26 protein-coding genes and 1 pseudogene are annotated in these 23505 nt (G+C 48.1%); 12 read left to right on the top strand and 15 right to left on the bottom strand.

The genetic code is table 11. The features are described from left to right. Positions 1-2: 2 nt before the first annotated feature. The 3 genes from HMPREF3052_RS04245 (at position 3) to HMPREF3052_RS04255 (ending at position 2716) form a co-directional block, all read left to right on the top strand. The gene (locus tag HMPREF3052_RS04245; RefSeq protein WP_070748745.1) at positions 3-341 is read left to right on the top strand and encodes a P-II family nitrogen regulator; all 339 of its coding nucleotides are present in this window, start codon (positions 3-5) and stop codon (positions 339-341) included. Between the two features lie 468 nt (positions 342-809). After that, positions 810-1523, top strand: coding sequence for an aldo/keto reductase (locus tag HMPREF3052_RS04250; protein WP_210399504.1), 714 nt, complete (start codon positions 810-812; stop codon positions 1521-1523). Between the two features lie 74 nt (positions 1524-1597). Next, complete coding sequence (locus tag HMPREF3052_RS04255; protein ID WP_070748748.1) at positions 1598-2716, top strand: low temperature requirement protein A; 1119 nt, start codon at positions 1598-1600, stop codon at positions 2714-2716. Here the strand turns inward: HMPREF3052_RS04255 and HMPREF3052_RS12030 are convergent. Continuing rightward, positions 2687-3010 (bottom strand): BCCT family transporter, encoded by a 324-nt coding sequence (locus HMPREF3052_RS12030; RefSeq protein WP_049352299.1) that lies wholly within the window; start codon positions 3008-3010, stop codon positions 2687-2689. The genes HMPREF3052_RS04255 and HMPREF3052_RS12030 overlap by 30 nt on opposite strands. A 58-nt stretch (positions 3011-3068) precedes the next feature. Further along, a pseudogene (locus HMPREF3052_RS12035) lies at positions 3069-3188 on the bottom strand (hypothetical protein); the annotation flags it as partial. Positions 3189-3387: 199 nt separating this feature from the next. Here HMPREF3052_RS12035 and mpl point away from each other — a divergent pair. Then, a complete protein-coding gene (gene mpl, locus HMPREF3052_RS04270) occupies positions 3388-4764 on the top strand; it encodes a UDP-N-acetylmuramate:L-alanyl-gamma-D-glutamyl-meso-diaminopimelate ligase (RefSeq protein WP_070748750.1) in 1377 nt (458 codons plus the stop codon). Positions 4765-5026: 262 nt separating this feature from the next. Here mpl and HMPREF3052_RS04275 read toward each other — a convergent pair whose 3' ends face one another. From HMPREF3052_RS04275 to HMPREF3052_RS04285, 3 genes are read right to left on the bottom strand one after another with little or no spacing between them, the layout of a single operon-like run. Continuing rightward, positions 5027-5467: a ubiquinone anaerobic biosynthesis accessory factor UbiT gene (locus HMPREF3052_RS04275; RefSeq protein ID WP_049352304.1), complete on the bottom strand. Its 441-nt coding sequence runs from the start codon at positions 5465-5467 to the stop codon at positions 5027-5029. Continuing rightward, a complete protein-coding gene (locus tag HMPREF3052_RS04280) occupies positions 5454-6371 on the bottom strand; it encodes a U32 family peptidase (protein WP_070748752.1) in 918 nt (305 codons plus the stop codon). The genes HMPREF3052_RS04275 and HMPREF3052_RS04280 overlap by 14 nt, the downstream gene beginning before the upstream one ends. Positions 6372-6384: 13 nt before the next feature. Further along, positions 6385-7392, bottom strand: coding sequence for a ubiquinone anaerobic biosynthesis protein UbiU (locus HMPREF3052_RS04285; RefSeq protein WP_070631052.1), 1008 nt, complete (start codon positions 7390-7392; stop codon positions 6385-6387). Between the two features lie 455 nt (positions 7393-7847). Here HMPREF3052_RS04285 and HMPREF3052_RS04290 point away from each other — a divergent pair, with 455 nt between their 5' ends. Continuing rightward, positions 7848-8501, top strand: a complete 654-nt coding sequence (locus HMPREF3052_RS04290; RefSeq protein ID WP_070748754.1) for a DUF1287 domain-containing protein — start codon at positions 7848-7850, stop codon at positions 8499-8501. 522 nt (positions 8502-9023) lie between these two features. Continuing rightward, positions 9024-9332, top strand: a complete 309-nt coding sequence (locus tag HMPREF3052_RS12120) for a phosphatase PAP2 family protein (protein WP_346341559.1) — start codon at positions 9024-9026, stop codon at positions 9330-9332. Between the two features lie 120 nt (positions 9333-9452). Here HMPREF3052_RS12120 and HMPREF3052_RS11295 read toward each other — a convergent pair whose 3' ends face one another. The 5 genes from HMPREF3052_RS11295 to lon form a co-directional block, all read right to left on the bottom strand. Next, positions 9453-9581, bottom strand: coding sequence for a FeoB-associated Cys-rich membrane protein (locus tag HMPREF3052_RS11295; RefSeq protein ID WP_003683546.1), 129 nt, complete (start codon positions 9579-9581; stop codon positions 9453-9455). Next, positions 9578-11446, bottom strand: coding sequence for a ferrous iron transporter B (locus HMPREF3052_RS04300; RefSeq protein WP_070748756.1), 1869 nt, complete (start codon positions 11444-11446; stop codon positions 9578-9580). Before HMPREF3052_RS04300 ends, HMPREF3052_RS11295 begins: the two co-directional genes overlap by 4 nt. A 27-nt stretch (positions 11447-11473) precedes the next feature. Next, the gene (locus tag HMPREF3052_RS04305; RefSeq protein ID WP_003683509.1) at positions 11474-11743 is read right to left on the bottom strand and encodes a FeoA family protein; all 270 of its coding nucleotides are present in this window, start codon (positions 11741-11743) and stop codon (positions 11474-11476) included. A 346-nt stretch (positions 11744-12089) separates the two neighbouring features. After that, entirely contained in the window at positions 12090-12359 is a 270-nt protein-coding gene (locus HMPREF3052_RS04310; RefSeq protein WP_003683413.1) for an HU family DNA-binding protein, read from the bottom strand. A gap of 185 nt (positions 12360-12544) precedes the next feature. Continuing rightward, complete coding sequence (lon, locus tag HMPREF3052_RS04315) at positions 12545-15004, bottom strand: endopeptidase La (protein ID WP_070748758.1); 2460 nt, start codon at positions 15002-15004, stop codon at positions 12545-12547. Positions 15005-15220: 216 nt separating this feature from the next. On the opposite strand from lon, the gene HMPREF3052_RS04320 reads away from it, so the two are divergent. The 3 genes from HMPREF3052_RS04320 (at position 15221) to lipA (ending at position 17211) form a co-directional block, all read left to right on the top strand. Continuing rightward, positions 15221-15496, top strand: coding sequence for an HP0495 family protein (locus tag HMPREF3052_RS04320; RefSeq protein ID WP_003679150.1), 276 nt, complete (start codon positions 15221-15223; stop codon positions 15494-15496). After that, positions 15496-16098, top strand: a complete 603-nt coding sequence (gene lipB, locus HMPREF3052_RS04325) for a lipoyl(octanoyl) transferase LipB (protein ID WP_049352317.1) — start codon at positions 15496-15498, stop codon at positions 16096-16098. Before HMPREF3052_RS04320 ends, lipB begins: the two co-directional genes overlap by 1 nt. A gap of 129 nt (positions 16099-16227) precedes the next feature. Beyond that, entirely contained in the window at positions 16228-17211 is a 984-nt protein-coding gene (lipA, locus tag HMPREF3052_RS04330; RefSeq protein ID WP_003683323.1) for a lipoyl synthase, read from the top strand. A gap of 203 nt (positions 17212-17414) precedes the next feature. Here the strand turns inward: lipA and hemB are convergent, their stop codons facing one another. From hemB to HMPREF3052_RS04355, 5 genes are all read right to left on the bottom strand, one after another. Continuing rightward, a complete protein-coding gene (gene hemB / locus HMPREF3052_RS04335; RefSeq protein ID WP_049329593.1) occupies positions 17415-18416 on the bottom strand; it encodes a porphobilinogen synthase in 1002 nt (333 codons plus the stop codon). 32 nt (positions 18417-18448) lie between these two features. After that, positions 18449-19159, bottom strand: a complete 711-nt coding sequence (locus tag HMPREF3052_RS04340; protein ID WP_049352320.1) for a DUF6973 domain-containing protein — start codon at positions 19157-19159, stop codon at positions 18449-18451. 160 nt (positions 19160-19319) lie between these two features. Further along, the gene (locus HMPREF3052_RS04345; protein ID WP_049352322.1) at positions 19320-20192 is read right to left on the bottom strand and encodes a DMT family transporter; all 873 of its coding nucleotides are present in this window, start codon (positions 20190-20192) and stop codon (positions 19320-19322) included. Positions 20193-20195: 3 nt separating this feature from the next. Then, positions 20196-20783: a DnaJ domain-containing protein gene (locus HMPREF3052_RS04350; protein ID WP_049352325.1), complete on the bottom strand. Its 588-nt coding sequence runs from the start codon at positions 20781-20783 to the stop codon at positions 20196-20198. Between the two features lie 15 nt (positions 20784-20798). Further along, the gene (locus HMPREF3052_RS04355) at positions 20799-21284 is read right to left on the bottom strand and encodes an aminoacyl-tRNA deacylase (protein ID WP_003683433.1); all 486 of its coding nucleotides are present in this window, start codon (positions 21282-21284) and stop codon (positions 20799-20801) included. A gap of 99 nt (positions 21285-21383) precedes the next feature. On the opposite strand from HMPREF3052_RS04355, the gene HMPREF3052_RS04360 reads away from it, so the two are divergent. From HMPREF3052_RS04360 to HMPREF3052_RS04370, 3 genes are all read left to right on the top strand, one after another. Further along, positions 21384-21737, top strand: a complete 354-nt coding sequence (locus tag HMPREF3052_RS04360; protein ID WP_003683286.1) for a RidA family protein — start codon at positions 21384-21386, stop codon at positions 21735-21737. A gap of 128 nt (positions 21738-21865) precedes the next feature. After that, on the top strand, positions 21866-22825 hold the full coding sequence (gene ttcA, locus HMPREF3052_RS04365; RefSeq protein ID WP_049352328.1) for a tRNA 2-thiocytidine(32) synthetase TtcA: 960 nt from the start codon (positions 21866-21868) through the stop codon (positions 22823-22825). Positions 22826-22984: 159 nt separating this feature from the next. Continuing rightward, positions 22985-23473, top strand: a complete 489-nt coding sequence (locus HMPREF3052_RS04370; protein WP_036472395.1) for a DUF456 domain-containing protein — start codon at positions 22985-22987, stop codon at positions 23471-23473. The last annotated feature ends 32 nt before the right edge of the window (positions 23474-23505 follow it).

Here is a 23505-nt window from a genome sequence, read left to right on the forward strand (position 1 = left end):
ATATGAAAAAAATCGAAGCTATTATCAAACCTTTCAAACTCGACGATGTACGCGAAATCCTGACTGAAATCGGCATTACCGGCATGACTGTCAGCGAAGTCAAAGGCTTCGGCCGCCAAAAAGGCCATACGGAAATTTATCGCGGCGCGGAATACGCAGTCGATTTTCTACCTAAAGTGAAAATCGAATTGGTATTGACTGACGACAAAGTCGATCAGGCTGTTGACGCCATTTTAGAAACCGCACATTCCGGCAAAATCGGCGACGGTAAAATCTTCATCTATCCGGTTGAAGAGGCTATCCGTATCCGTACCGGAGAACGCTCAGAAGCAGCACTTTAATAGAAATCGCAAAATACAGAAGACAAATGCCGTCTGAAAATAAGTCGTAGCGTAGTTTGCTCAGGACTTATTTTTCAGACGGCATTATTTCAATAATAACAGATACAGCTTTTCTGAAACCTCAAACCATCACTATCTGTCTGAATAAACATAGAAACCATAGATAATAAAAATGCCGCTTATCACTCAAGCGGCATTTTATGTATCAGTATTCTATGATTGACTTAGGTTCAATCTATCAAAAATCTCACGCTATCAAGCATTAAGAAATTCGAGCAGATTTTTACCGCCTACTTTCAGAGCATCTACGAATGTGTTGACTTTCTCTTGTTGCTCTTGAGTATGGCTTACCGTATACAGCCAGCCTTACGGCGTGATTGTGTAGTTGATGCCCAAGCCGCCCACTGAAGTCGGTGCAAAAGCAAAATTTACTACCGTGCTGTTGTCGCCTACGGTTGGATCGGCATTGTGGGGCAAACTCATTCCGCCAGCAGCGTGGAGAATGTGCTGGACAGCCGCCCCGAATCCATCCGCAAGCAAGTGGACGAATCCTTACGCAATCTGCAAACCGACTACATCGACCTGTATTACCAGCATCGCATTGACCCGAATGTACCCGCCGAGGCGGTAGCGGAAGTAATGGGCGAATTGATTAAGGCAGGCAAAATCCATCATTGGGGCGTGTCCAACACGCCGATTGAGTATATGGCCGCCGCCCACGCCGTTACGCCCATTACCGCCACGGAGAACCAATATTCCATGGTGTTCCGCGCCCCCGAAAAAGCATTGTTTGCTTTTTGCGAAGCCAACCATATCGGCTTTGTGGCATACAGCCCGCTGGGGAACGACTTTTTAAGCGGCCGTTTTAACGCGCAGACCCAATACGCCAAAGGCGATTTCCGCCGCACGATGAAGCGTTTTTCGGCGGATGTGATGACGAAAAACCAGCCTGTGTTGGACTTGCTGCACGAGCTCGCCGCCGCCAAATCCGCCACCGCCGCGCACATCGTGTTGGCGTGGGAACTGGCGCAAAAGCCCTTTATCGTACCGATTCCGGGCACCACCAAAAAACACCGCTTGGCGGAAAACCTCGGCGCACTGCGAATCCGCCTGACTGCGGACGAATTGCACGCCATTAACCAAAAACTGGGCAAAATGGACATTGACGAGAGCTATTTTTAAGCCGCCCAGTCAATGGTACTTGTCGGTAAAAACTATTATTCTTCAATAAGTTATTCATCACAACCGGAGGGCTTATGCCTGTTGGAGAGAAAAAAGTCGGGCTGCCCGAGCTGTTTTATAATTTGGTGTTTGTATATGCTTTGTCCCGCACCACCGAGCTGGTACACCACGCCGACGAAGCCGATTATGTCACGTTTCTGATTTCGCTGGTGATTCTGTTTACCGTTTGGTTATACCAGAGCATTTACATCAACCGCTTCGGCGACAACTCTTGGCGGGATCGGCTGTTTTTGTTTGCCGATATGTTTTTGCTGCTGTTTTTGTCCAATGCGGTGGGCAGCGACTGGCTGGCGAATTTTGTGCCGTTTAATCTTGCGCTGGGGCTACTGGTCGGCAATGTCTGCCTGCAATATCTGTTGCAGCTTGCTCGTCACGCTTCCCCCGAACAACGCCGCAGAATCAAGCTGGTGGCGGGATTGCGCGGATTGACGGCGGCGATGGTGCTCGGTTCGCTATTGTTTCCCGCCCATATCGGACAGTGGGTTGCGCTGGGCGGTTTCGGTTTGGGTTGGATTTTGCCCACCTTTGTCAGCCACAAGCAACCTGCGGTGAATTTTCCGCATCTACTCGAACGCCTAAACGGGCTGGTGATTATTTTTTTCGGCGAAGCCGTGATCGACATCGCCCCTTATTTCCACGTGGCGAAGTTTGAAATCGGCGCACTGCCCGTGATTGTGATTCTGTTTGCGATGTTTACGGTTTATGTGATGCAGTTTTCCTATTTTATCGACGAACACAAAGCGCAAAACTCGGGCGCATTGCCCTCGTACAGCCATTATGCCGTACTGATCGGCATCGCTTTGGTAACGGTGGCACTGGCTTGGCTGCACCAAAACAGCACCGCTACCGCTGAGTCCGTCCGAATGCTGTGGCTCAGTTTGGGCGTGTTTTATCTCGGGGTTGCCGCCAACACGCCGTACAACAAGCCCGAACACCGCCGACCGCAACGGCTTTGGATTTTTCAGACGACCTTATTCGTTATCGGCGCAGGGCTGGCCGCCGTTTTACCGCCGCAGCCCCTTGTTATCTTAACCACAACGGCATTGATGACCGCTGCGATTGCCATGGCAACAGTGTATTTTGAACGTCGCACCCGACAACTTTCACAAACAAACCAGAACCACGAAACCTAAGAACAGGATAACGGTCAACGGTTTGGTTGCGAAAGACAGAGGCAGCATATTGAGCAGGTAATAGAATGTACCTTCGTAGTCGCCTTTATTGACAATTTCTGCCAAGCGTCCAGTACCTTCAACAGTATCAAGCAGGCTGAAGCCGGAGAATACGGAGAACCAAATCACGAGGAAGCCGACCGGTACCATAATGGATGCCAGCACGAATTCGCGCAAAGTACGGCCTTTGGAAATTTTCGCTAAGAACACGCCCACAAATGGTGCCCAAGTAATCCACCATACCCAGTAAGCCATTAGACCAATCGCGGTTGTGGAACAAGTACAGCTCGAAAGAATGGTGAACGGTTTGAGTAAGGATATTACCGATAGAGACAACCAAGTTGCTGAGGAAGTAGTGAGTCGGGTCAACCAAGAAAACAAACACCAGCATGAGCAAAGACAGAACTACAGTCATATCGCCCAGCCATTTCATACCTTTTTCAATCGGCAACACAGCGCCCAAAGTATAAATATTTCAGTAGCAACTATAACCTAAAAATTCCCTATTAAGATTCAATCCTCCCTATCTCTCCCCTATTCTTATTGCCGCTTTACTTTTCAGACGACCCTTTTATCCAAACTCCGTTATAATGACGGCTTTAAAATTAATTCATTCCCAAGACGGTCTTATCATGAAACACATCCACATTATCGGTATCGGCGGCACATTTATGGGCGGCGTAGCGGCTATTGCCAAAGAAGCAGGTTTTAAAGTCAGCGGTTGCGACGCGAAGATGTATCCGCCGATGAGCACCCAGCTTGAAGCCTTAGGTATAGGCGTACACGAAGGTTTTGATGCCGCTCAATTAGACGAATTTAAAGCCGATATTTACGTTATCGGCAATGTTGCCAAACGCGGCATGGATGTGGTTGAAGCGATTTTAAACCGCGGCCTGCCTTATATTTCCGGCCCACAATGGCTTGCTGAAAACGTATTACACCAACACTGGGTACTCGGCGTAGCCGGAACACACGGCAAAACGACTACCGCCTCTATGCTGGCATGGGTCTTGGAATATGCCGGACTCGCGCCAGGCTTCCTCATCGGCGGCGTACCGGAAAACTTCAGCGTTTCCGCCCGCCTGCCGCAAACGCCGCGCCAAGATCCTAATTCAAAATCCCCATTCTTCGTTATCGAAGCCGACGAATACGACACTGCCTTTTTTGACAAACGCTCCAAATTCGTACATTACCGTCCGCGTACCGCCATTTTAAACAATCTGGAATTCGACCATGCCGACATCTTCGCCGATTTGGGCGCGATACAGACCCAGTTCCACCATCTCGTGCGCACCGTGCCGTCTGAAGGCTTAATCGTCTGCAACGGACAGCAGCAAAGTCTGCAAGACACTTTAGACAAAGGCTGCTGGACGCCGGTGGAAAAATTCGGCACCGAACACGGCTGGCAGGTCGGCGAAGTCAATACCGACGGCTCGTTCGACGTGTTGCTTGACGGCAAAAAAGCCGGACACGTCGCATGGGATTTGATGGGCGGACACAACCGCATGAACGCGCTCGCCGTCATCGCCGCCGCACGTCATGCCGGAGTCGATATTCAGACGGCCTGCGAAGCCTTGAGCGCGTTTAAAAACGTCAAACGCCGCATGGAAATCAAAGGCACGGTAAACGGCATCACCGTTTACGACGACTTCGCCCACCATCCGACCGCCATCGAAACCACCATCGAAGGCCTGCGTCAGCGCGTCGGAAACGCCCGCATCCTCGCCGTCCTCGAGCCGCGTTCCAACACCATGAAACTCGGCACCATGAAAGCCGCCTTACCCGAAAGCCTCAAAGGCGCCGACCAAGTGTTCTGCTACGCCGGCGGCGTGGACTGGGACGTTGCCGAGGCACTCGCGCCTTTGGGCGGCAAGCTGCACGTCGGCAAAGACTTCGATACCTTTGTTGCCGAAATTGTGAAAAATGCCGAAGCAGGCGACCATATTTTGATCATGAGCAACGGCGGATTCGGCGGAATACACGGAAAGCTGTTGGAAGCGTTGAAATAAGAGTTTGTTGAAAGTTTTAAATGATTGAGGCCGTCTGAAAACCGGAATTTGGTTTTCAGACGGCCTTTTTGTTGTGGATTGAGACTTTTGCAAAATACCTTTTTACCCGGTGGCCAAAATCCAAACACAAATTCCCAAATCCCTAAATACCTTGGTAGAAATTTAGGGATTTGGGAATTTTGTAAAAGGTATTGGATATTTTATTTTTAAATCATAAACTTAATGGATGAATGCTTTGCTTTATTCTTGCACGAACCGGCATTCAGTCGGACATCTGCCGCTTCAAAAACCAATCTCCGAACGGCCAGTCCACGCTGTCGAGCAGGTTTTTGGTAATCAGCCCAAGCTCGGTATCGCCTTCGATTTGCAGTTTGCGGTTGAAAAACAAAGTATCCGGGTCTTCCTCGCGCATCATCATGCGCATAAAGTCGATGCCGTTGGCGGCAAGGCGCAAATCGGGCGTACCCAAAAAATCCGCATCGATGAATTTTTCGGCATTGGCGGTGAAACGCACCTTGATGCCTGCGTCCAATACGTCAATTTCGAAGGTTCGACCGTCAAACAGGCTCATATCGGCGGGCAGCAATCCGCGTTTGAGCATGGTGTTGAGGGTAAAAACCAAAGCGAAGCGCGGTGGCCTGCCCGGTAATTTTCCGCCGATTTTTCCCGCCCATGCGGGCAATACGATTTCAGGCAACGCCATAATATTCCTCCTTCACGGCTTCGATACCCGGCTGGCCGTGCCAATAGCCGTCCACCAGCGTGCCGGTGGTCAATCTTTCCAATTCGGGCAGCGCATCCGCCAGTGCGGTTTTGCCGTCCAATACATCGCGGTGGATACGGATGATTTCCGCCATGCCGTGCATTTGCGGCGACAGGCGCAGCATGTTCACACCGATTTGCCGCAAATCCTCATGGTGCGGCAGCAGGTTTTGGCAGCCGTAAGACATGGTTTGGATGCCGTTGATGGTTAAAAACGGCTTGCCCTCACGGGTATTCATGTCCATACCTTGCTCGTAATCCAAGCAGCGGAATTCACAGCCGTCTTTGTTCAGGTTGTAATGCCGCGCGGTAAAGCAGCGTGAAGAGTACGCCAAAGGCATTTTGCCCCAAGCAAACAATTCCGTTTCGATGTCGTCTGAAGCCTTGATGATTTCGGCAACTTTGTTACGGCTCAACTCGGATGGCGCAATCCAGCGGTATGCGCCAAGTTTTTGGAACAGTGCCAGCGTGCTTTCGTTGTAAATGTTCAAGCTGGCTCCGGCGACAAACGGAATACCGTGTTCGCGCGCCAATTTGACCGCACCCATGTCGTTGGCTTCGACTTTGAATTTGTCCTGCCCCGTGATTTTACGCAGGCGCTTCAAATCGGATTCACTTTCCAGCAGCACCTGCGACGACAAGATAATCTCTTTGCCGCTTTCCGCCAAATCTTCCGCCAAGCTGACCCAGTCGGCAAAACGCATTTTCTGGCGGCGCGAACACACCACTTCTCCCAGATAAATGGTGTCCACTGGCGCATCCAGCATGGCGGCGTAAAATTCCAGCAGGGCTTCCTTCTGCCAGAAAAACAAAACCGGCCCCAACGATAATTTCATCGGATTCATTTTTCCTCCTCCCTTATTTCCACGGACGGCTGTATGCGCCCAAGGTCGTCTGATGCCCTTCCGAAACCTTGCTCAGCGCGTTGTTCCACACCGGATTGACTTTGAAATGAGCCGGATCGGCAGCGGCCGCGTCCAAAGCCTGCCGCAGCGATTTGGTAACCTGCGCCGTGTACATCGGACTGCGCTGGCGGCCTTCGATTTTAATGGCGGATACACCGATTTTGATGAGTTCGGGCAACATTTCCAAAACATTCAGGCTGGTCGGCTCTTCCAGCGCGTAATAGGTTTCGTCATTGACTTCAAAACGGCCTTTGCACAGTGTCGGATAGCCTGCCGGTTCGTTCGGTTTGTACTGGTCGATTAACACCTGGTTCAACCGCACGTTCATGCGGTCGGGCAGCTGCTCCCAACGCACCGCCTTCGCCGGTGAACACACGCCCTGCATATTCGGTGATTCGCCCGTCGCATAGCTCGACAAAATGCAGCGCCCTTCTACCATCACACACAAACTGCCGAAACCGAACACTTCGATTTCCACATCCGTATTGTCAATCACATGCTTGACCTGATCGACCGTTAAAACGCGCGGCAACACGGCACGGCGGACGCCGAACAGTTCCTTCATCATATTGATGGCTTCGTAATTGGTCGCCGAACCCTGCACCGACATGTGCAGCCTCAAATTAGGATGACGCTCGGCGGCATAAGCCATAATTGCAGGGTCGGCAACGATTATCGCGTCCGCCCCCAGTTGCACCGCCGTATCGACAGCCCGATGCCACCGCTCGATTTGCCCCGCCTGGGCAAAAGTATTGATTGCCATCAACACATTGCGGCCGCGCGCATGGGCGTAAGCTACCCCTTCCTGCGCCGATTTCATATCGAAATTCAGTCCCGGAAAATTGCGCGCATTCGTCGCATCTTTCAGCCCCATATAAACTGTGTCAGCGCCATTGTCCACCGCCGTCTTCAAAGCAGGCAGATTACCGGCAGGACAAACCAACTCAGGGATTTTCGGCATTTTGCGTTCCTCGACTCTTGTAGTTTGTTATTCGAAAATCAATATCTAATATGATTTCGGGTATTTTAGAGATTTGGACACAAGACATTATGATTTAAATCAACTGTGAAATCAGGTTTGGATAGCGTATGTTTTAGTTAACATAATTTAACCATATAAAATATCAAGTTAATCAGCGGGTTATCTTTTCTAGCTTGATAATATGAGAATAGTTATTATCTATTAAATTTATAGATTTTTACAATAAAAGGTCGTCTGAAACCTGTTTCAGACGACCTTTTATCATGTACCAATTTAAAATCTATATTTACGAAAAACGTTTTAGTAATACCCAAATAACACTCATCTATTATTTACCCATACATACTTGCTAAAGACCATTTTTCCATTATGCATTGCCAACCCACCCAAAAATTTGATAATAATGCAAACAACATCTAAGCCGTGTATATATCATGAAACACAAAACAGCCTTTAAGCCCATAGTTATCAGTATTGTGCTTTCTATCCTTCTGATTACAACAGCTGTATTTTTTGCCCGTCATCACAACTCTATCCCAAGTATTAATACCGATTTCCTACAACAAGAGATTACCGAACCCGAAGGACCATCACCGCAAATCGTACAATCTGCGCGCAACCAAATTGGCAAAACCCTTCGTTACGATCCGGCTTACACGAAGCTCACTTATCCGATGGGCGATGTACCGATGGAAAAAGGCGTTTGCACAGACGTGGTCATCCGTGCATTGCGTGAGCAAAATATAGATTTGCAAGAGCTTGTTCATCAAGACATGAGCCGTAACTTTTCTGTCTATCCGAAACGCTGGGGTTTGAAACAACCCGATACCAATATCGACCACCGCCGCGTCCCTAACCTAATGACTTATTTCACGCGTCAAGGCTGGGCCGTTCAAGACACAAACTATCAAGCCGGAGATATCGTAACTTGGGAGTTAAAAGGCAACCGTCCCCATATCGGCATTGTCTCCGATCGAAAAATCGGCGACAGGCCACTGATTATCCATAATATCGGCTCAGGAACCCGTGAAGACGACGTCCTCTACCGCTACACCATCACCGGACATTTCAGGCTTCCCGTTCAATAAATCATGAGACTACTGAAAGATTCACTTCAATATCATACCTAATCTGTAATTTTGCGCTTTTTTTACAATCCACCTTTCGAGGCCGTCTGAAACCATAGATGAGATAACCATCCGACAAAATATTAGAGACAGTGCGACATATTCCATATCACTGATATATATGATAGTGTGATGAACTTTTACGATTTTAATTATATTGGAATCATGGATGGAGAAAATCGGTAAGTGGATAAGCTATCGAAACTAAAGATTAAATATACAATTTTTATATCAATATTTTTTATCGTTTTTTAAAAGGGAGCTGAGTTTTATACATATACAGTCGATAATGTGCCTTCATATTTTATAGACTGGGAAAGGAATATTCCTTTCTTGCCCATCTTTATGTTGCCTTATATGACGTCACCGTTTTTCTTCTTGGTCACTATATTTTTGGAAAAGAACGAAAGCAGTCTGAAATTACTGATAAAAAGAGCAACCTTTTTAATCGGAGTTTCTACTGCTCTATTTGTAATATTTCCTATGAAATTTTATTTTTCCAAGCCTGAAGTCGATAACCAAATTTTAAAATCCTTCTTTTATATTTTGGGAAAATTGGACAGTAGTTTTAATCAATGCTCGTCATTACATGTGAGTTTCGCTTTTCTTTCGGCTGAGGTTTATTGTAGAGAATTCAAATCCAAATTCTTAAAATCATTTTTTGGTATATGGGGGTTTTTACTCGCCATTTCGGTCTTATTTGTCTATCAACACCATTTAATCGATTTCGTAGGGGGAACATTGATATTTTTAATCACTTGCATCATTTTCCCAAGAAAAAAGACAGTTTAAGCGTTTTGTCACAGAATCTTAGAAAACCCTACAACAACGATTGAACCATAGTTCAAACATACAAAAAGGCCGTCTGAAACCATTTCAGACGGCCTTTTACTTTTACCTAACCCTCTTTATTTAACCGCAACCGCCACATTTGCCGCAGCCGCTGCTGCAGTCGCGTTTTTTCGGTTTGAACACGAATTTTCGCAAGAGGAAGAATACGCAGGCGAGCATAATCAAGCCGACGATAATATATTGAGTCATGACGATAGTATCCTTGAAGAAAGTTGGTAAACCACGAATGCGGCAAAATAAGCCATCAGGAACAAATAGCCTGTAATCATAAGCATATTTTTCGTGGATTTGGTTTCGCGTCTAATCACGGTCAAAGTCGCGGCACACATCGGCGCATACACATACCAAGCCAAGAAGGCAAAGGCGGTCGGCAAGCCCCAGTTGTTGTGTATGATGGGAATCAGTGCGTTTTGTACTGCATCTTCAGACGACGCGCTGACGGCATAAACGGTACCCAAAGCGGCAACGACCACTTCGCGCGCGGCAATACCCGGAATCATGGCGATACACATTTCCCAAGTAAAACCCAAAGGTGCAAACAACGGCTGAATAGCATGACCAAGCGTACCTGCCAAGCTGTAATCGATGGCTGCACCGGTTGCGCTTTCAGGCGGTTGCGGCCAGCTTACCAAGCCCCACAGAACCACGGCCAATGCAAAAATAATGGTACCGGCGCGTTTCAGGAAGGCTTTTACCCTATCCCACAGGCTGGTCATGATGTGTTTGAAGTTAGGCGTACGGAAAGTCGGCAATTCCATCAAAAGTGGGAATTGTTGCACATTGCCTTTCATTCGCGCCAAGCGTTTCATGATATATGCCGCCAATGCAGCCGACAGGATGCCTGCGATATAAAGAATAAACAATGTCAGGCCTTGCAGGTTGAAAATACCGCCCACTGTACGGTCAGGAATGACGGCGGCGATAATCAGCGCGTAAACGGGCAGCCGCGCGGAGCAGGTCAGCAGCGGGGCAACGGCGATAGTAACGAGGCGTTCGCGCGGGTCATTAATCGTACGCGCCGACATCACGGCAGGAACGGCACAGGCAAAGCTGGACAAAAGGGGAATAAACGAACGGCCGGACAAACCGCTTTTCGCCATGATGTTATCCAACAGGAAGGCTGCACGCGGCAGATAGCCCGAGTCTTCCAAAAGCAGGATAAAGGCAAACAAAATCGTAATCTGAGGCAGGAACACCAACACGCTGCCCAAACCGGCAATGACGCCGTTGACGAGCAAGTCGTTGAGGATGCCCGGCTCCATGTTGGCGCCTATCCATTCGCCCAGCGCGGCAAAGCCGCCTTCGATGGCATCCATAATCGGCGCCGCCCAAGTGTAAACCGCTTGGAACACCATAAAAAGGATCACCAGCAGCATAATCATGCCCCAAACGGGGTGCAGCACGATGTCGTCGAGTTTTTTGTGCCATGCGGGCAGCGTCATCTGGGTGCGTACCACTTGTGCCAAAATCGATTCGACTTCTTGATAAAGTTTGTCGCTATCCAGCGCATCGAGCGTGCGTTCGGCAGAGGCGGGGTTTGCGGGGAAAGAGCGTTTGCGCGGCAGCTTCGCCACGGCTTCGCGTACAGCCTGTACGCCCGACGCGCTCACTGCAACTGTTTCCAAAACAGGTGCATCCAACAACTCGCTCAGTTTGGCCGCGTCGATATTCAAGCCCCTTTTGCGGGCCACGTCGCTCAAATTCAGCGACACCACCATAGGCAGTCCCAGCGTTTTCAGTTCCAAAATCATGCGCAGGGTCATACGCAGGTTGGTCGCGTCGGCAACGGCAATAATGGCATCGGGCGGAATGCCCATCTTGCCTACCATTACATCTTTCGCCACCGCTTCGTCGGGGCTGGTCGTGCGTAGGCTGTATGTGCCCGGCAGGTCGATAATGCGGACGGCCTCGTCGTCGAGGAAGGCGCCCTCGCGCTTATCAACAGTTACGCCCGGATAATTGGCAACCTTGGCATGTGAGCCGGTCAAACCGTTGAACAAAACGGTTTTGCCGCAGTTTGGCGCACCAATCAAGGCAAAATAGCTTAGTTCCATCATTTTTCCTTATTCTTTCAGACGGCCTTAAACGGCCTCAACGATACGACACATAATCTTCCCGGCCTCTTCCAAACGCAGGGAGAATTGGGATTGGTTACCCAAACGTACCGCAAACGGGCCTCTCCCAAAACCACCCACTGCAATCACTTGCAACGGCATTCCGCTGGAAAAACCCAAATCCGAAAGACGACGGGTTACCAAGGTATCCAAATCACCAAAAACAGGGTTGGGAGCAATGGAATCAATATGTACGACTGCGCCTTTTTTAAGGCGCGACAAAGGAATGGTAGACATAAGCCTCTCTTTTCATTTGTTTTAAAATCAGATTATTGAAAAAATGTGAGAAGTATGACGAGTGCGTGGCACATTTGAAAGATTGGTTATGAATGGCTATTTGCCCCTTCTTTCGATAAGTGCGGTTTGTTTTGAATACTGTGTTTCCGTTAATGATAAGGTATATCAATATAAAAATCAAATGTAACAAGATAAACTAAAAAGGCTGAAATCCTTTTATCATTAGGATTTCAGCCTTTTTATGCACTCAACAAACTAAAGGCCGTCTGAAAGGTTTCAGACGGCCTTCAAAATAAAAAACCGAATCAAATCGGTTTTTTATTCCCATTCAGGGAAAGACTCTAAATTACAGAGCGTCTTTCAATGCTTTACCGGCACGGAATTTAGGAGTTTTAGCAGCAGCAATAGTCAAAGGCTCGCCAGTTTTAGGGTTGCGGCCTTGACGTTCGGCGCGTTCGCCGACGTAGAAAGTACCGAAACCGACCAGAGTAACAGTGTCGCCGTTTTTCAACGCGTTGGTTACGGCATTAGTAGTAGCATCCAAAGCTTTTTGCGCAGCAGATTTGGAAATGCCGGCTTCTTGAGCAATTGCTTCGATCAATTCAGACTTGTTCACAATTAGTCCCTTCCTATCGTAAAAAATGATGAAATGCCCGAATACTCGGGGCTTAAGCACTTTTAAAGCACATACGCACTTTATAGCAATTCTCAAATTATCATGTCAAGTAAAAGATGTGGAATTGCCCTATTTTTGTGGCATTCAGGGCAAAACCACATTTTTTGCAACATCAGACGGCCAACTTAATGCTTGGTTGCTTTTGTTCTTGACTTCGCCTTAGAAGTTTGCAGGGTCTCGGCAACCGCCAATTCAGCCGCCCATTGATCAGGCTGAGTTTCCAAGCCTAAAGCCAACACTTCATCAATCCATTTGACCGGATGAATGGTCAGACCGGTTTTGACATTTTCAGGGATTTCTTCCAAATCTTTGACGTTGTCTTTTGGAATCAATACATGCTTGATCCCGCCGCGCAAAGCAGCCAGCAGTTTTTCTTTCAAACCGCCGATTGGCAAGACTGCGCCACGCAAAGTGATTTCGCCGGTCATCGCCACGTCTGCACGCACCGGAATTTTGGTGAAGGCAGAAACCATCGCCAAAGTCATGGCAATACCTGCGCTTGGACCATCTTTTGGCGTCGCACCTTCAGGCACATGGACGTGAATGTCTTTTTTCTCGTAAAAATCAGGAGCCAAACCCACTGACTCAGCACGGGAACGGACAACCGACCATGCGGCCGATACCGATTCTTTCATGACATCGCCCAGTTGGCCGGTACATTGAATCGTACCTTTGCCCGGCAAAGCAACTGCCTCAACAGTCAACAACTCGCCACCAACTTCGGTCCAAGCCAAACCGGTTACCTGACCGATACGGTTTTCGCTTTCGGCCACACCATAGTCGAAACGGCGTACGCCCAGATAGTCATGCAGATTTTTCTCAGTAACTTTAATCGCTTTAGGCTTGGCCTTGCTTACTGTTTTGGATTTGGACGCTTTTTTCTTGTCCTCATTCAAGGTAACCTGCATTACCACTTTGCGGCAGATTTTGGCAATTTCGCGATCCAACGAGCGGACACCGGCCTCGCGGGTGTAGTAACGGATAATATCGCGCACTGCACTTTCATCAACCACCAATTCGCCCTCTTTTACACCATTGCGCTTCATTTGTTTCGGCACAAGGTATTGCATGGCGATATTGATTTTTTCGTCTTCCGTATAACCGGACAGACGGATGATTTCCATACGGTCAAGCAGCGGAGTCGGGATATTCAAGCTGTTTGAAGTGGCAATAAACATCACATCACTCAAATCATAATCGACTTCGGCATAGTGGTCTGCAAACTTGTTGTTTTGCTCAGGATCCAGCACCTCAAGCAATGCACTGGCCGGATCGCCGCGGAAATCGCTGCCCATCTTGTCGATTTCATCCAGCAGAAACAATGGATTTTTCACACCCGCTTTCGCCATGTTTTGCAGGATTTTGCCCGGCATAGAACCAATATAGGTACGACGGTGACCACGGATTTCGCTTTCATCACGCACGCCGCCCAACGCCATACGCACATATTGACGGCCTGTGGCTTTGGCAATCGACTCACCCAAGGAAGTTTTACCTACCCCCGGAGGACCCACCAGACACAAAATCGGGCCTTTGAGCTTGTCCATACGTTTTTGAACGGCCAAATATTCCAAAATGCGCTCTTTGACTTTTTCCAAACCATAGTGGTCGGCATTCAAAATCAAATCAGCCTTGGCAATATCTTTGCTGACACGGGATTTTTTCTTCCACGGCAACTCAAGCAAAGTATCGATATAGTTGCGCACGACGGTAGATTCCGCAGACATCGGTGGCATCATTTTCAGTTTTTTCAATTCAGACAGACATTTTTCTTCTGCCTCTTTGCTCATGCCTGCTTCTTTGATTTTGTTCTCCAGCGCATCCAGCTCACCGCGCTCGTCTTCTTCGCCCAACTCTTTCTGAATCGCTTTCACTTGCTCATTTAAGTAATACTCGCGTTGGGATTTTTCCATTTGACGTTTCACACGGCCACGAATACGTTTCTCGACCTGCATGATGTCGAGTTCGGCTTCCAACTGCGCCAGCAGAAATTCCAAACGGTCAACAATGCCGGCAGTCTCCAATACATATTGACGCTGCTCCAATTTCAGCTGCAAATGTGCGGCAACGGTATCGGCAAGACGGCTGTTGTCATCAATGCTGCTGATGGTACTGATGACTTCGGCAGGGATTTTTTTGTTCAACTTCGCATATTGCTCAAATTGAGTCAGCAGAGTACGGCGCAAGGCCTCAATTTCAGGATTGTCCTTGTCGCTATTCTCATCAATCGCCTCAACATGGGACAAAAACAATCCGCCTGTTTCATCAACCGTCAACGCGCGCGCACGACGGATACCTTCTACCAATACTTTAACGGTACCGTCAGGCAGCTTCAAAACCTGCAAAACTTGGGCGACTGTACCGGTCTGGTGCAAGTCTTCAGCTTTAGGGTCTTCTGTATTAGGGTCAAGCTGGGCCAACAGGAAAACCGGATCATCATTGGCCATTGCCGCCTCAAGGGCCGCAATCGATTTAGGACGACCGACGAACAGCGGCAATACCATATGCGGATACACCACGACATCGCGTAAAGGCAAGGTAGCCAGCGCACTGTATTCCTCGAAATATTTGTCTTTTGTCGGCATAGTTAGAAATCTCAATCATTGTTAAATCAGAATGTAGCTCAAAATTGGGCTGAAGCGCTGCATTTCAAGACTTGAAAACAGCTTATCCGCACCTATTTTCGAAAACATCATTTTTAATAGCCCAATATGGACGTTTACGATAAAATATATCGGATTTCGGGCCGTCTGAAAACTTTTCAGACGGCCCGAGCAAACCAAACAAGGTAGTAAAAAACCATGACAGACTCAACTGAAAAAAAATCACTGATTGAATTCCCCTGCACTTTCCCTTTGAAAGTTATGGGCGCAGTTCATCCCGAATTTGAATCCGCCATCTTGGAAACCGTGCGCAAACACGCTCCCGATACCGAGCCGCACCACATTACTACGCGCCCAAGCAGCAAAGGCAACTATACCGGCGCAACCGTCAAAGTAAATGTTGACAACCAAGAGCAGCTCGACAATATCTACCGCGACCTGACTTCACACGAATTGGTAAAAGTGGTGCTGTAATGAAAATCGTGCACAAAGGCTTGGTCGATTACCTGCCGACTTTCGAAGCCATGAAGGCATTTAATGCCTCGCGTGACGAAAATACCGAAGACGAATTATGGGTGGTCGAACATCCGCCCGTATTTACCCAAGGCTTGGCCGGAAAACCCGAACACCTCCTCATCCGCGACGATATTCCCGTTGTCCAAATCGACAGAGGCGGTCAAATTACCTATCACGGCCCCGGCCAACTGGTCGTCTATACGATGATCAATTTCAAACGCCGTAAAACCAGTGTCCGCCACATCGTTTCCGCACTTGAAAACAGCATCATCGCCACCTTGGCAGAATATGGCATCGAAGCAGCCGCCGATCCCAAACGCCCCGGCGTTTATGTCGGAGAGCGTAAAATCGCTTCCCTTGGCCTGCGTATCAAAGACGGATCCGTTTACCACGGTTTGGCGCTTAATGTGAACATGGATTTAAGTCCGTTCACCCATATCAACCCCTGCGGTTATGCCGGTATGGAAATGACCCAAATTGCCGACTATGTCTCTCCGGCACCTAGTTTGGCAGAAGTTTCAGACAAACTGACCAAGCATTTACAAAAAGAGCTGGCATAAGGCCGTCTGAAAATATTCGCCCCCAACGCCATCTTTTAACTGCCCCTCTGAACCCACAAGCCCTTAGGCCATAAAGGCCGCAATCAGCTTTTCAGACGGCCTTTATAACGACAGAAAGAACACATCACCATGAGTGAAGAAGTAAAAAACGATCCCAAACGCGGCATCAAACTGAAAGGCGCAGACAAAACTGCACGCATTCCGATTAAAGTTGTTCCATTGGAACAAAAATTGAAAAAGCCCGAATGGATCCGCGCCAAATTACCGGGCAAGAAATTCTTTGAAATCAAAAATATTCTTCGCGAACAAAAAATGCATACCGTGTGCGAAGAAGCATCTTGTCCCAATATCAGCGAATGCTTTACCAAAGGTACGGCCACATTCATGATCATGGGCGATATTTGTACCCGCCGCTGCCCGTTCTGCGATGTTGGTCACGGCCGCCCCAATATGTTGGATCCTGACGAGCCTAAACACTTGGCCGAATCCGTCAAATCCATGAACCTGCGCTATGTCGTGATTACTTCCGTTGACCGTGACGACCTGCGTGATGGCGGCGCCCAACACTTCGCCGACTGCATTAAAGCCATCCGCGAAACCAGCCCAAATACCAAAATTGAAATCCTTGTTCCCGATTTCCGCGGCCGTCTGGACATCGCACTGGAAATTTTGGCAGAAACACCACCCGACGTGATGAACCACAACTTGGAAACCCATCCAAGCCTGTATAAAAAAGCCCGTCCGGGTGCCAACTACCAACATTCCCTCGAGCTTCTGCGCCGCTACAAAGAAATGATGCCTCATATCCCGACCAAATCCGGCATCATGGTCGGCTTGGGCGAAACAGACGAGGACGTACGCGAAATCATGCGCGATATGCGTGCCAACAATATCGAGATGATTACCATCGGCCAATATCTGCAACCTTCAGACGGCCACTTGCCCGTCTTGCGCTATGTAACGCCTGACCAATTCAAAGTTTTTGAAAAAGAAGCATACGAATTGGGCTTTACCAATGCCGCCATCGGCGCAATGGTTCGCTCCAGCTACCACGCAGACGAGCAAGCAGCCGAAGCTTTGCGTGAAACCCACGGGGGTTGCAGCCATCACTAAGGTTTAAATTATATAAGGCCGTCTGAAAAAACAGTTCCCTGATTTTTCAGACGGCCTTTATTTGGTCAAAATGACTATACAAGATTTTTTAGATTTAAAAAAATAAACCTTAGTCGGGCTCTATTGAGTCAATTTTAAGTAATACAAAAAAGCGGCAAAACAGGATAAACACTGTTTGCCGCTTTTTAATTTATTTCTTTATTTTACTTCTTCAACAATTTTGCCGCTTCAATCGCATAGTAAGTCAAAATACCATCGGCGCCGGCGCGTTTGAATGCCAACAGGCTTTCCAAAATGGTTTTTTCGCCATCCAGCCAACCGTTTTGAATGGCTGCCTGAAGCATGGCATATTCGCCGGAAACTTGGTAGGCATAAGTCGGTACGCCGAACTCGTCTTTAACTCGGCGGACGACATCCAGATACGGTAGACCCGGTTTTACCATTACCATATCTGCGCCCTCTTGAATGTCCAATGCTACTTCGTGCAAGGCTTCGTTAGTGTTTGCAGGATCCATTTGGTAGGTTTTCTTGTCTGCCTTACCCAAATTGCCGGAGCTGCCGACAGCATCGCGAAACGGGCCGTAAAACGCTGAAGCATATTTTGCCGAATATGCCATGATGTGCGTATGGATGTGTCCAGCATCTTCCAAAGCTTCGCGAATGGCAAGAATACGTCCGTCCATCATATCTGATGGGGCAATGACTTGTGCGCCCGCATCTGCATGACACAAAGCCTGTTTTACCAAAACTTCAATGGTTTCATCGTTGAGGACATAGCCATTTTCATCGGTTAAACCGTCTTGGCCGTGAATGGTATAAGGGTCCAAGGCAACGTCAGTCATGATACCCAGTTCTGGGAATTTCTCACGCAAGGTTCGTACTATTGTCGGTACCAAGCCTTCAGGATTATAAGCTTCCTCCGCAAATTCGGTTTTGTTTTGCGTTACCACGGGAAACAAAGCCAGCATAGGAATGCCGAGCTTCAGTGCTTCTTCAGCGGTAAACAACAATTTGTCCAAACTTTGGCGTTTGACGCCAGGCATGGATGGTACTGCCTCTTCCTGATTCTGACCTTCCAATACAAAAACCGGATAGATCAAATCATCTGCCGTCAAAGTATGCTCGCGCATCAGGCGACGTGAAAAATCATCTTTACGCATACGGCGCATACGGGTGTTTGAGACATAACGCGGAGGGAAATTCATAATAATTGCCTTTAAATGATGAAGTCTTAAAATCAGTCTTCGACTTGACGCATGGCCTTAACCGAACGCTTGATTTCGTTGAGTGTATCGGTTTTATAACCGCTACGTTCCTGTTCGGTCATGCCGTTTTGATCCAATTTGGCGATGTTTTTCAATGCCTCGGCATACTGGCCGTCTGAAAGTTTTTCCTGTTTGATGTGCCAACGGTTGTTCACTTCGGAAGCCGTCCACAAGCCTACTTTGTTGTAGTAGAACAAAATGCTTGCCGCTAGCGTTTTCATATCGCGGTCGGGCTTGGCACTGCCGATACTGCGGCCGATACGGTTGTTGCGTTGATCGACCGCTTGGTCGGCAAGGTAGCGGCTGAAGTAGTCGTCTTTACCTTCACGCAACTCCATATCCGTCAGACGCGCATTACCTGCTTTTTCTGCAATAATACTGTCGAATTTGGAAGCAATCGCCGCCTGCCACAATGCTTGGCGTACGGCATTGACTTGTGTCCCCCTGCTGTCGCCGTTTGCTTTATCGTCCAAACCTGAACGCTCGGCAAAACGTGCGGCATTGCTGGTCATATTGATTAAGCCTTCGTCTTCCATACCGATAACTTGAGCGGCTACGGGATGGTTAAGCGCGAATTGAGCCATTTTGCTGCGGCGGCTTTGATCTTCCTGATAAGATTGACAGCCGGACAATACCAGCATGCCGAGAACGGCGCATTGAATGTGTTTTTGAATATGTTTCATGATGTAACTATCGATATTATTGTGTGAGTTCAACTTCTTTGTTTAACATAGAAACGCCCGTAAGCGCAAAATAATTCCCATACGGCCAAATCGGCGCATGAATGGCTATTTTATAATAAAAATAAGGCCGTCTGAAAATTTTCAGACGGCATAAGTATTTTTAGCCTAGCAAGCTGCGGATCTGCGGCCAGTAAAACAGGCAGGCTATCGAGCAAATAGCAATGCTGATACCGGCTGCATTAATGCTGCTGATTTTTTCCTTAAATATTGCCGCACCAATCAGCGTACCCAAAACAATCACGCCAATATTCATACCGGCAAATACCAAGGTCGGATTATCCTTCATGATTTGGTGTGCCGAGATGTAGGTAACAATATTCAAAAAGTTCAGGCAGCCCAAAATCATACCGCCCACTATGCCCTCTTTAGTCCATTTGCTTCCTTTGGCAAACAGGTAGCCAAACATCAAGATACCTGCCAAACAAAACGCCACCAGCAAATTACCAGCAAACGCGGTACCGCTTTTGGCCACTTGTTTGAACAAAATATCAATGACGCCGTAGCCGCACCAAACGCCCAAAAGCAGCATTACTTGCGTGCTGAAGCCGCCGGATTTCTTGCCGCCATCGCTTTTCCAAAGTAAGAAAAACAGTGCCGTAAATGCCAATACCAAACCAATCAGACGGCCTTCGGTCAACTGCTCATGGAAAAGCGTGAATGAAGCGACAATCGGCAGAAACAACGATAGGCGTTGTGCCGCGTCCGATTTGACAATACCTGCCGCATCTACGGATTTGCCCATAATGACAAACACGGTTGGCAGTAATATACCCAAGGCCGCAAAAAGCCACCAAGTCGGTAAAAATACCTGCGGATTGCTCAAATCAGGCTTTAACACCAGCATGGTCAAGGTTATAGCAACGATGTAGTTCACCGCTACCGCCTGCTCGATATTGATTTTTTGCTTGCGCGCCACTTTCAGCAATACGGAAACCAACACGCTGCAAACGATACTTGCCAATAAATATGCCATGCTTTAAAACCATCCTTGAGTGGAGACGGGCTTATCTTCATTCAGTTTAATCAGTCCGATGACTACACGGTAAATAAACCAAATGGCAGTTACCAACAGAATCAACCAACCAATTAAGATAAGTGTAGTAAAAGTGCCCAAAACCGTACCTACTAAAGACACCCAAAATGTCTTAATCAAATAATCGATATGGCTGGCGTAAATACTGCCTTGAGCCTCATCGCGTTTAACATACGCCATGATCACACCGACAACGGGGGTAAACAAAATCAATAAGCCCACAGCATATGTCACATAAGCGATAAAAACATAGTTTTTCACGTCAGAGCTGGGCGTGTTAACCACATTTGTCGCCATATCAGTGAAGTTGTTGGTATTGGTTTCCTGACGCTCGTACTGCATAGCCGCATCATAAGCCAACCGTTTTTCCGGATGAGACAATACTTCAAAAGCCTGTCCGATGGCTTTAAACCGCTCCGCATCTTTCTGAATATCCGGATTGGCCACCAATTTGCCGTAAGCCTCGCGGATAACGTTGATATCAGCATCCTGAGATACTCCCAAGATTTCGTATAAATTTAATTGTTCCATCTGTATTCCTATCCTTTATGAATCGACTGCAACATGAACATCTTTCGGATTAAGCGTCCGCAGGTTTTCAGGCTTCATGCCTACGATAAACCCACGTTTGCCGCCATTGATAAAAATCTCGTCCAAAGCCCAAATACTTTCTTCCACATAAACCGGCAAAGCGGTTTTCATACCGAACGGTGATGTACCGCCGACCAAATATCCAGTCCATTTCGCCGCCTGATCCGCTGTTGCCGGCTCGATGTGTTTCAAGCCTAGCTCGCGCGCCAGATTGCGGGTGGAAATATGTTTGTCGCCGTGCATTAAAACAACCAAACCTTTTTTATGCTCATCCTGCAAGACGATCGTTTTGATGACTTGATGCTCGGGCTTGCCCGCACATTCGGCAAAACGCGCCGTACCGCCATGTTCTTCATACGCGTAAACATAAGGGACAAAATCGATTTTCTTACTGCGTAAAAAGCGTACTGCCTGCGTAACCGGATATTCTGCTTTACTCATGGGTTGTTTCCCGCCATCCTTTTCAGACGGCCCCTCTTAAATGTGGAACGTAAACAGTCGCAATGTTACCATACCTTCTTTTTGAAATCAGGAGACAACATGGATATCCGCTATCTTGGTGCAAGCAAACGCTATTCGGAAGCCGTCGTAGCCAACGGCTTGGTTTTCCTCTCCGGCATGGTTCCCGAAAATCCTGAAGCCGATGCCAAAGCGCAAACTGAAAATGTTTTGGCGCAAATCGATTCATGGCTCGCACAATGCCAATCCGACAAAGCCCATATTTTAGAAGCCACCATCTATCTGCCCGATATGAACGACTACGCCGCTATGAACGAAGCCTGGGATGCATGGACAGCCCCCGAACGCGCTCCGGCCCGCGCCTGCGTGGAGGCGAAACTGGCTTCTCCCGACTGGAAGGTTGAAATCAAAATTACCGCCCTTCAAATCAAATAAAGAGCAAATATCAGGCCGTCTGAAAACGCCGCTTCAACCAAGCAAGCGCAGTTTTTCAGACGACCTTTATTCTTTTGCGGTACAATACCGCCCTTAAATTTTTCTATTATTTCAAAGCACAAACAGCCATGTCCAAAAAAACCAAGCAAGAATTAGAAAACAACAAACTCAGCAAACGCCTGCGCCACGCCGTCGGCGATGCCATTAACGATTTCAATATGATCGAGCCGGGCGACAAAATCATGGTCTGCCTCTCAGGCGGCAAAGACAGCTACGCCCTTTTAGACATTCTGTGCCAGCTTCAAGCCAGCGCGCCGATTGATTTTGAACTGGTCGCCGTCAATCTCGACCAAAAACAGCCGGGCTTCCCTGAAGAAGTATTGCCGACCTATCTCGAAAGCATCGGCGTTCCCTACAAAATCGTTGAAGAAGACACTTATTCCACCGTCAAACGTGTATTGGAAGAAGGTAAAACAACTTGCTCGCTGTGCAGCCGTTTACGCCGCGGCATCCTCTACCGCACGGCAAAAGAATTGGGCTGCACCAAAATCGCCTTGGGACACCATCGTGACGACATCCTCGCCACCTTGTTTTTAAACATGTTTTACGGCGGCAAACTCAAAGCCATGCCGCCCAAGCTGGTGAGCGACAACGGCGAACACATCGTCATCCGCCCGCTGGCGTATGTGAAAGAAAAAGATTTGATTAAATACGCCGAACTGAAGCAATTCCCAATCATCCCATGCAACCTTTGCGGATCGCAGCCCAACCTGCAACGCCAAGTCATCGGCGACATGATGCGCGATTGGGACAAACGCTTCCCCGGCCGTATCGAGTCTATGTTCTCCGCTCTACAAAACGTCGTTCCATCGCATTTGGCCGATACCGAACTTTTCGACTTTATCGGCTTGGAACGCGGTCAAAGCCTGAAACACGGCGGCGACTTGGCGTTTGACAGCGAAAAAATGCCGGAACGTTTCTCCGACGGCAGCGAAGAAGACGAAAGCGAAATTAAAATCGAACCACAAAAAACCGAACGCAAAGTCATCAATATTTTGGCAAACAAACCCAAAACCTGCGGTATGTAACCGCGTTTAGACATTCAGACGGCCTTTCGGTAGCTATTGACTGAAAGGCCGTCTGAATATTTAGGCATATTTTCATTTTCTTGCATAAACCTTTATCGCAATCCGGCAAAACGCCCTCATAATACCGCCATTATCCACCCCTCTATCAAAAGGAAAACCATGACCACCATTCTGATTATCCTCGGTTTAATCGCCATTGTTGTCGGCATTTTAGGCACTATTTACCCTGCCTTGCCCGGACTGGGTTTGATGTTTGGCGGCGCATGGCTGTTGGGTTATGCCGGCGATTATCAAGTGTTTGGCTCGGGTACGCTGACCTTTTTGGCCATTGTTGCCGTATTCGGTACTGCAATGGATTATGTGGCGGGCGCATTGGGTGCAAAATATACCGGCGCAAGTAAAACCGCGGTTTGGGGTGCATTTATCGGCGGCATCGTCGGCGCATTCTTCTCCATTCCCGGCTTGTTGCTCGGCCCGTTGACCGGCGCGGCCATCGGCGAATTTATCGCACGCAAAGACACATGGCAGGCAGGCAAAGTCGGTATCGGTACGTTTATCGGCTTCATCATCGGTACCGTAGCCAAAATCGGCTGTGCATTGACCATTGCGCTAACCATCCTGTTTGTTTGGTTAGCCTCATTCTTCTAAACAAAAAACATTAAAGGCCGTCTGAATTTCAA

Source organism: Neisseria sp. HMSC056A03 (assembly GCF_001815685.1).
GTDB lineage: Bacteria > Pseudomonadota > Gammaproteobacteria > Burkholderiales > Neisseriaceae > Neisseria > Neisseria subflava.

Coding starts and splice junctions, on each gene's coding strand:
- HMPREF3052_RS04245 (WP_070748745.1), top strand. CDS start 3: ATGAAAAAAATCGAAGCTATTATCAAACCTTTCAAACTCGACGATGTA.
- HMPREF3052_RS04255 (WP_070748748.1), top strand. CDS start 1,598: ATGCCTGTTGGAGAGAAAAAAGTCGGGCTGCCCGAGCTGTTTTATAAT.
- HMPREF3052_RS12030 (WP_049352299.1), bottom strand. CDS start 3,010: ATGGCTTACTGGGTATGGTGGATTACTTGGGCACCATTTGTGGGCGTG.
- mpl (WP_070748750.1), top strand. CDS start 3,388: ATGAAACACATCCACATTATCGGTATCGGCGGCACATTTATGGGCGGC.
- HMPREF3052_RS04275 (WP_049352304.1), bottom strand. CDS start 5,467: ATGGCGTTGCCTGAAATCGTATTGCCCGCATGGGCGGGAAAAATCGGC.
- HMPREF3052_RS04280 (WP_070748752.1), bottom strand. CDS start 6,371: ATGAATCCGATGAAATTATCGTTGGGGCCGGTTTTGTTTTTCTGGCAG.
- HMPREF3052_RS04285 (WP_070631052.1), bottom strand. CDS start 7,392: ATGCCGAAAATCCCTGAGTTGGTTTGTCCTGCCGGTAATCTGCCTGCT.
- HMPREF3052_RS04290 (WP_070748754.1), top strand. CDS start 7,848: ATGAAACACAAAACAGCCTTTAAGCCCATAGTTATCAGTATTGTGCTT.
- HMPREF3052_RS12120 (WP_346341559.1), top strand. CDS start 9,024: ATGAAATTTTATTTTTCCAAGCCTGAAGTCGATAACCAAATTTTAAAA.
- HMPREF3052_RS11295 (WP_003683546.1), bottom strand. CDS start 9,581: ATGACTCAATATATTATCGTCGGCTTGATTATGCTCGCCTGCGTATTC.
- HMPREF3052_RS04300 (WP_070748756.1), bottom strand. CDS start 11,446: ATGGAACTAAGCTATTTTGCCTTGATTGGTGCGCCAAACTGCGGCAAA.
- HMPREF3052_RS04305 (WP_003683509.1), bottom strand. CDS start 11,743: ATGTCTACCATTCCTTTGTCGCGCCTTAAAAAAGGCGCAGTCGTACAT.
- lon (WP_070748758.1), bottom strand. CDS start 15,004: ATGCCGACAAAAGACAAATATTTCGAGGAATACAGTGCGCTGGCTACC.
- HMPREF3052_RS04320 (WP_003679150.1), top strand. CDS start 15,221: ATGACAGACTCAACTGAAAAAAAATCACTGATTGAATTCCCCTGCACT.
- lipB (WP_049352317.1), top strand. CDS start 15,496: ATGAAAATCGTGCACAAAGGCTTGGTCGATTACCTGCCGACTTTCGAA.
- lipA (WP_003683323.1), top strand. CDS start 16,228: ATGAGTGAAGAAGTAAAAAACGATCCCAAACGCGGCATCAAACTGAAA.
- hemB (WP_049329593.1), bottom strand. CDS start 18,416: ATGAATTTCCCTCCGCGTTATGTCTCAAACACCCGTATGCGCCGTATG.
- HMPREF3052_RS04340 (WP_049352320.1), bottom strand. CDS start 19,159: ATGAAACATATTCAAAAACACATTCAATGCGCCGTTCTCGGCATGCTG.
- HMPREF3052_RS04345 (WP_049352322.1), bottom strand. CDS start 20,192: ATGGCATATTTATTGGCAAGTATCGTTTGCAGCGTGTTGGTTTCCGTA.
- HMPREF3052_RS04350 (WP_049352325.1), bottom strand. CDS start 20,783: ATGGAACAATTAAATTTATACGAAATCTTGGGAGTATCTCAGGATGCT.
- HMPREF3052_RS04355 (WP_003683433.1), bottom strand. CDS start 21,284: ATGAGTAAAGCAGAATATCCGGTTACGCAGGCAGTACGCTTTTTACGC.
- HMPREF3052_RS04360 (WP_003683286.1), top strand. CDS start 21,384: ATGGATATCCGCTATCTTGGTGCAAGCAAACGCTATTCGGAAGCCGTC.
- ttcA (WP_049352328.1), top strand. CDS start 21,866: ATGTCCAAAAAAACCAAGCAAGAATTAGAAAACAACAAACTCAGCAAA.
- HMPREF3052_RS04370 (WP_036472395.1), top strand. CDS start 22,985: ATGACCACCATTCTGATTATCCTCGGTTTAATCGCCATTGTTGTCGGC.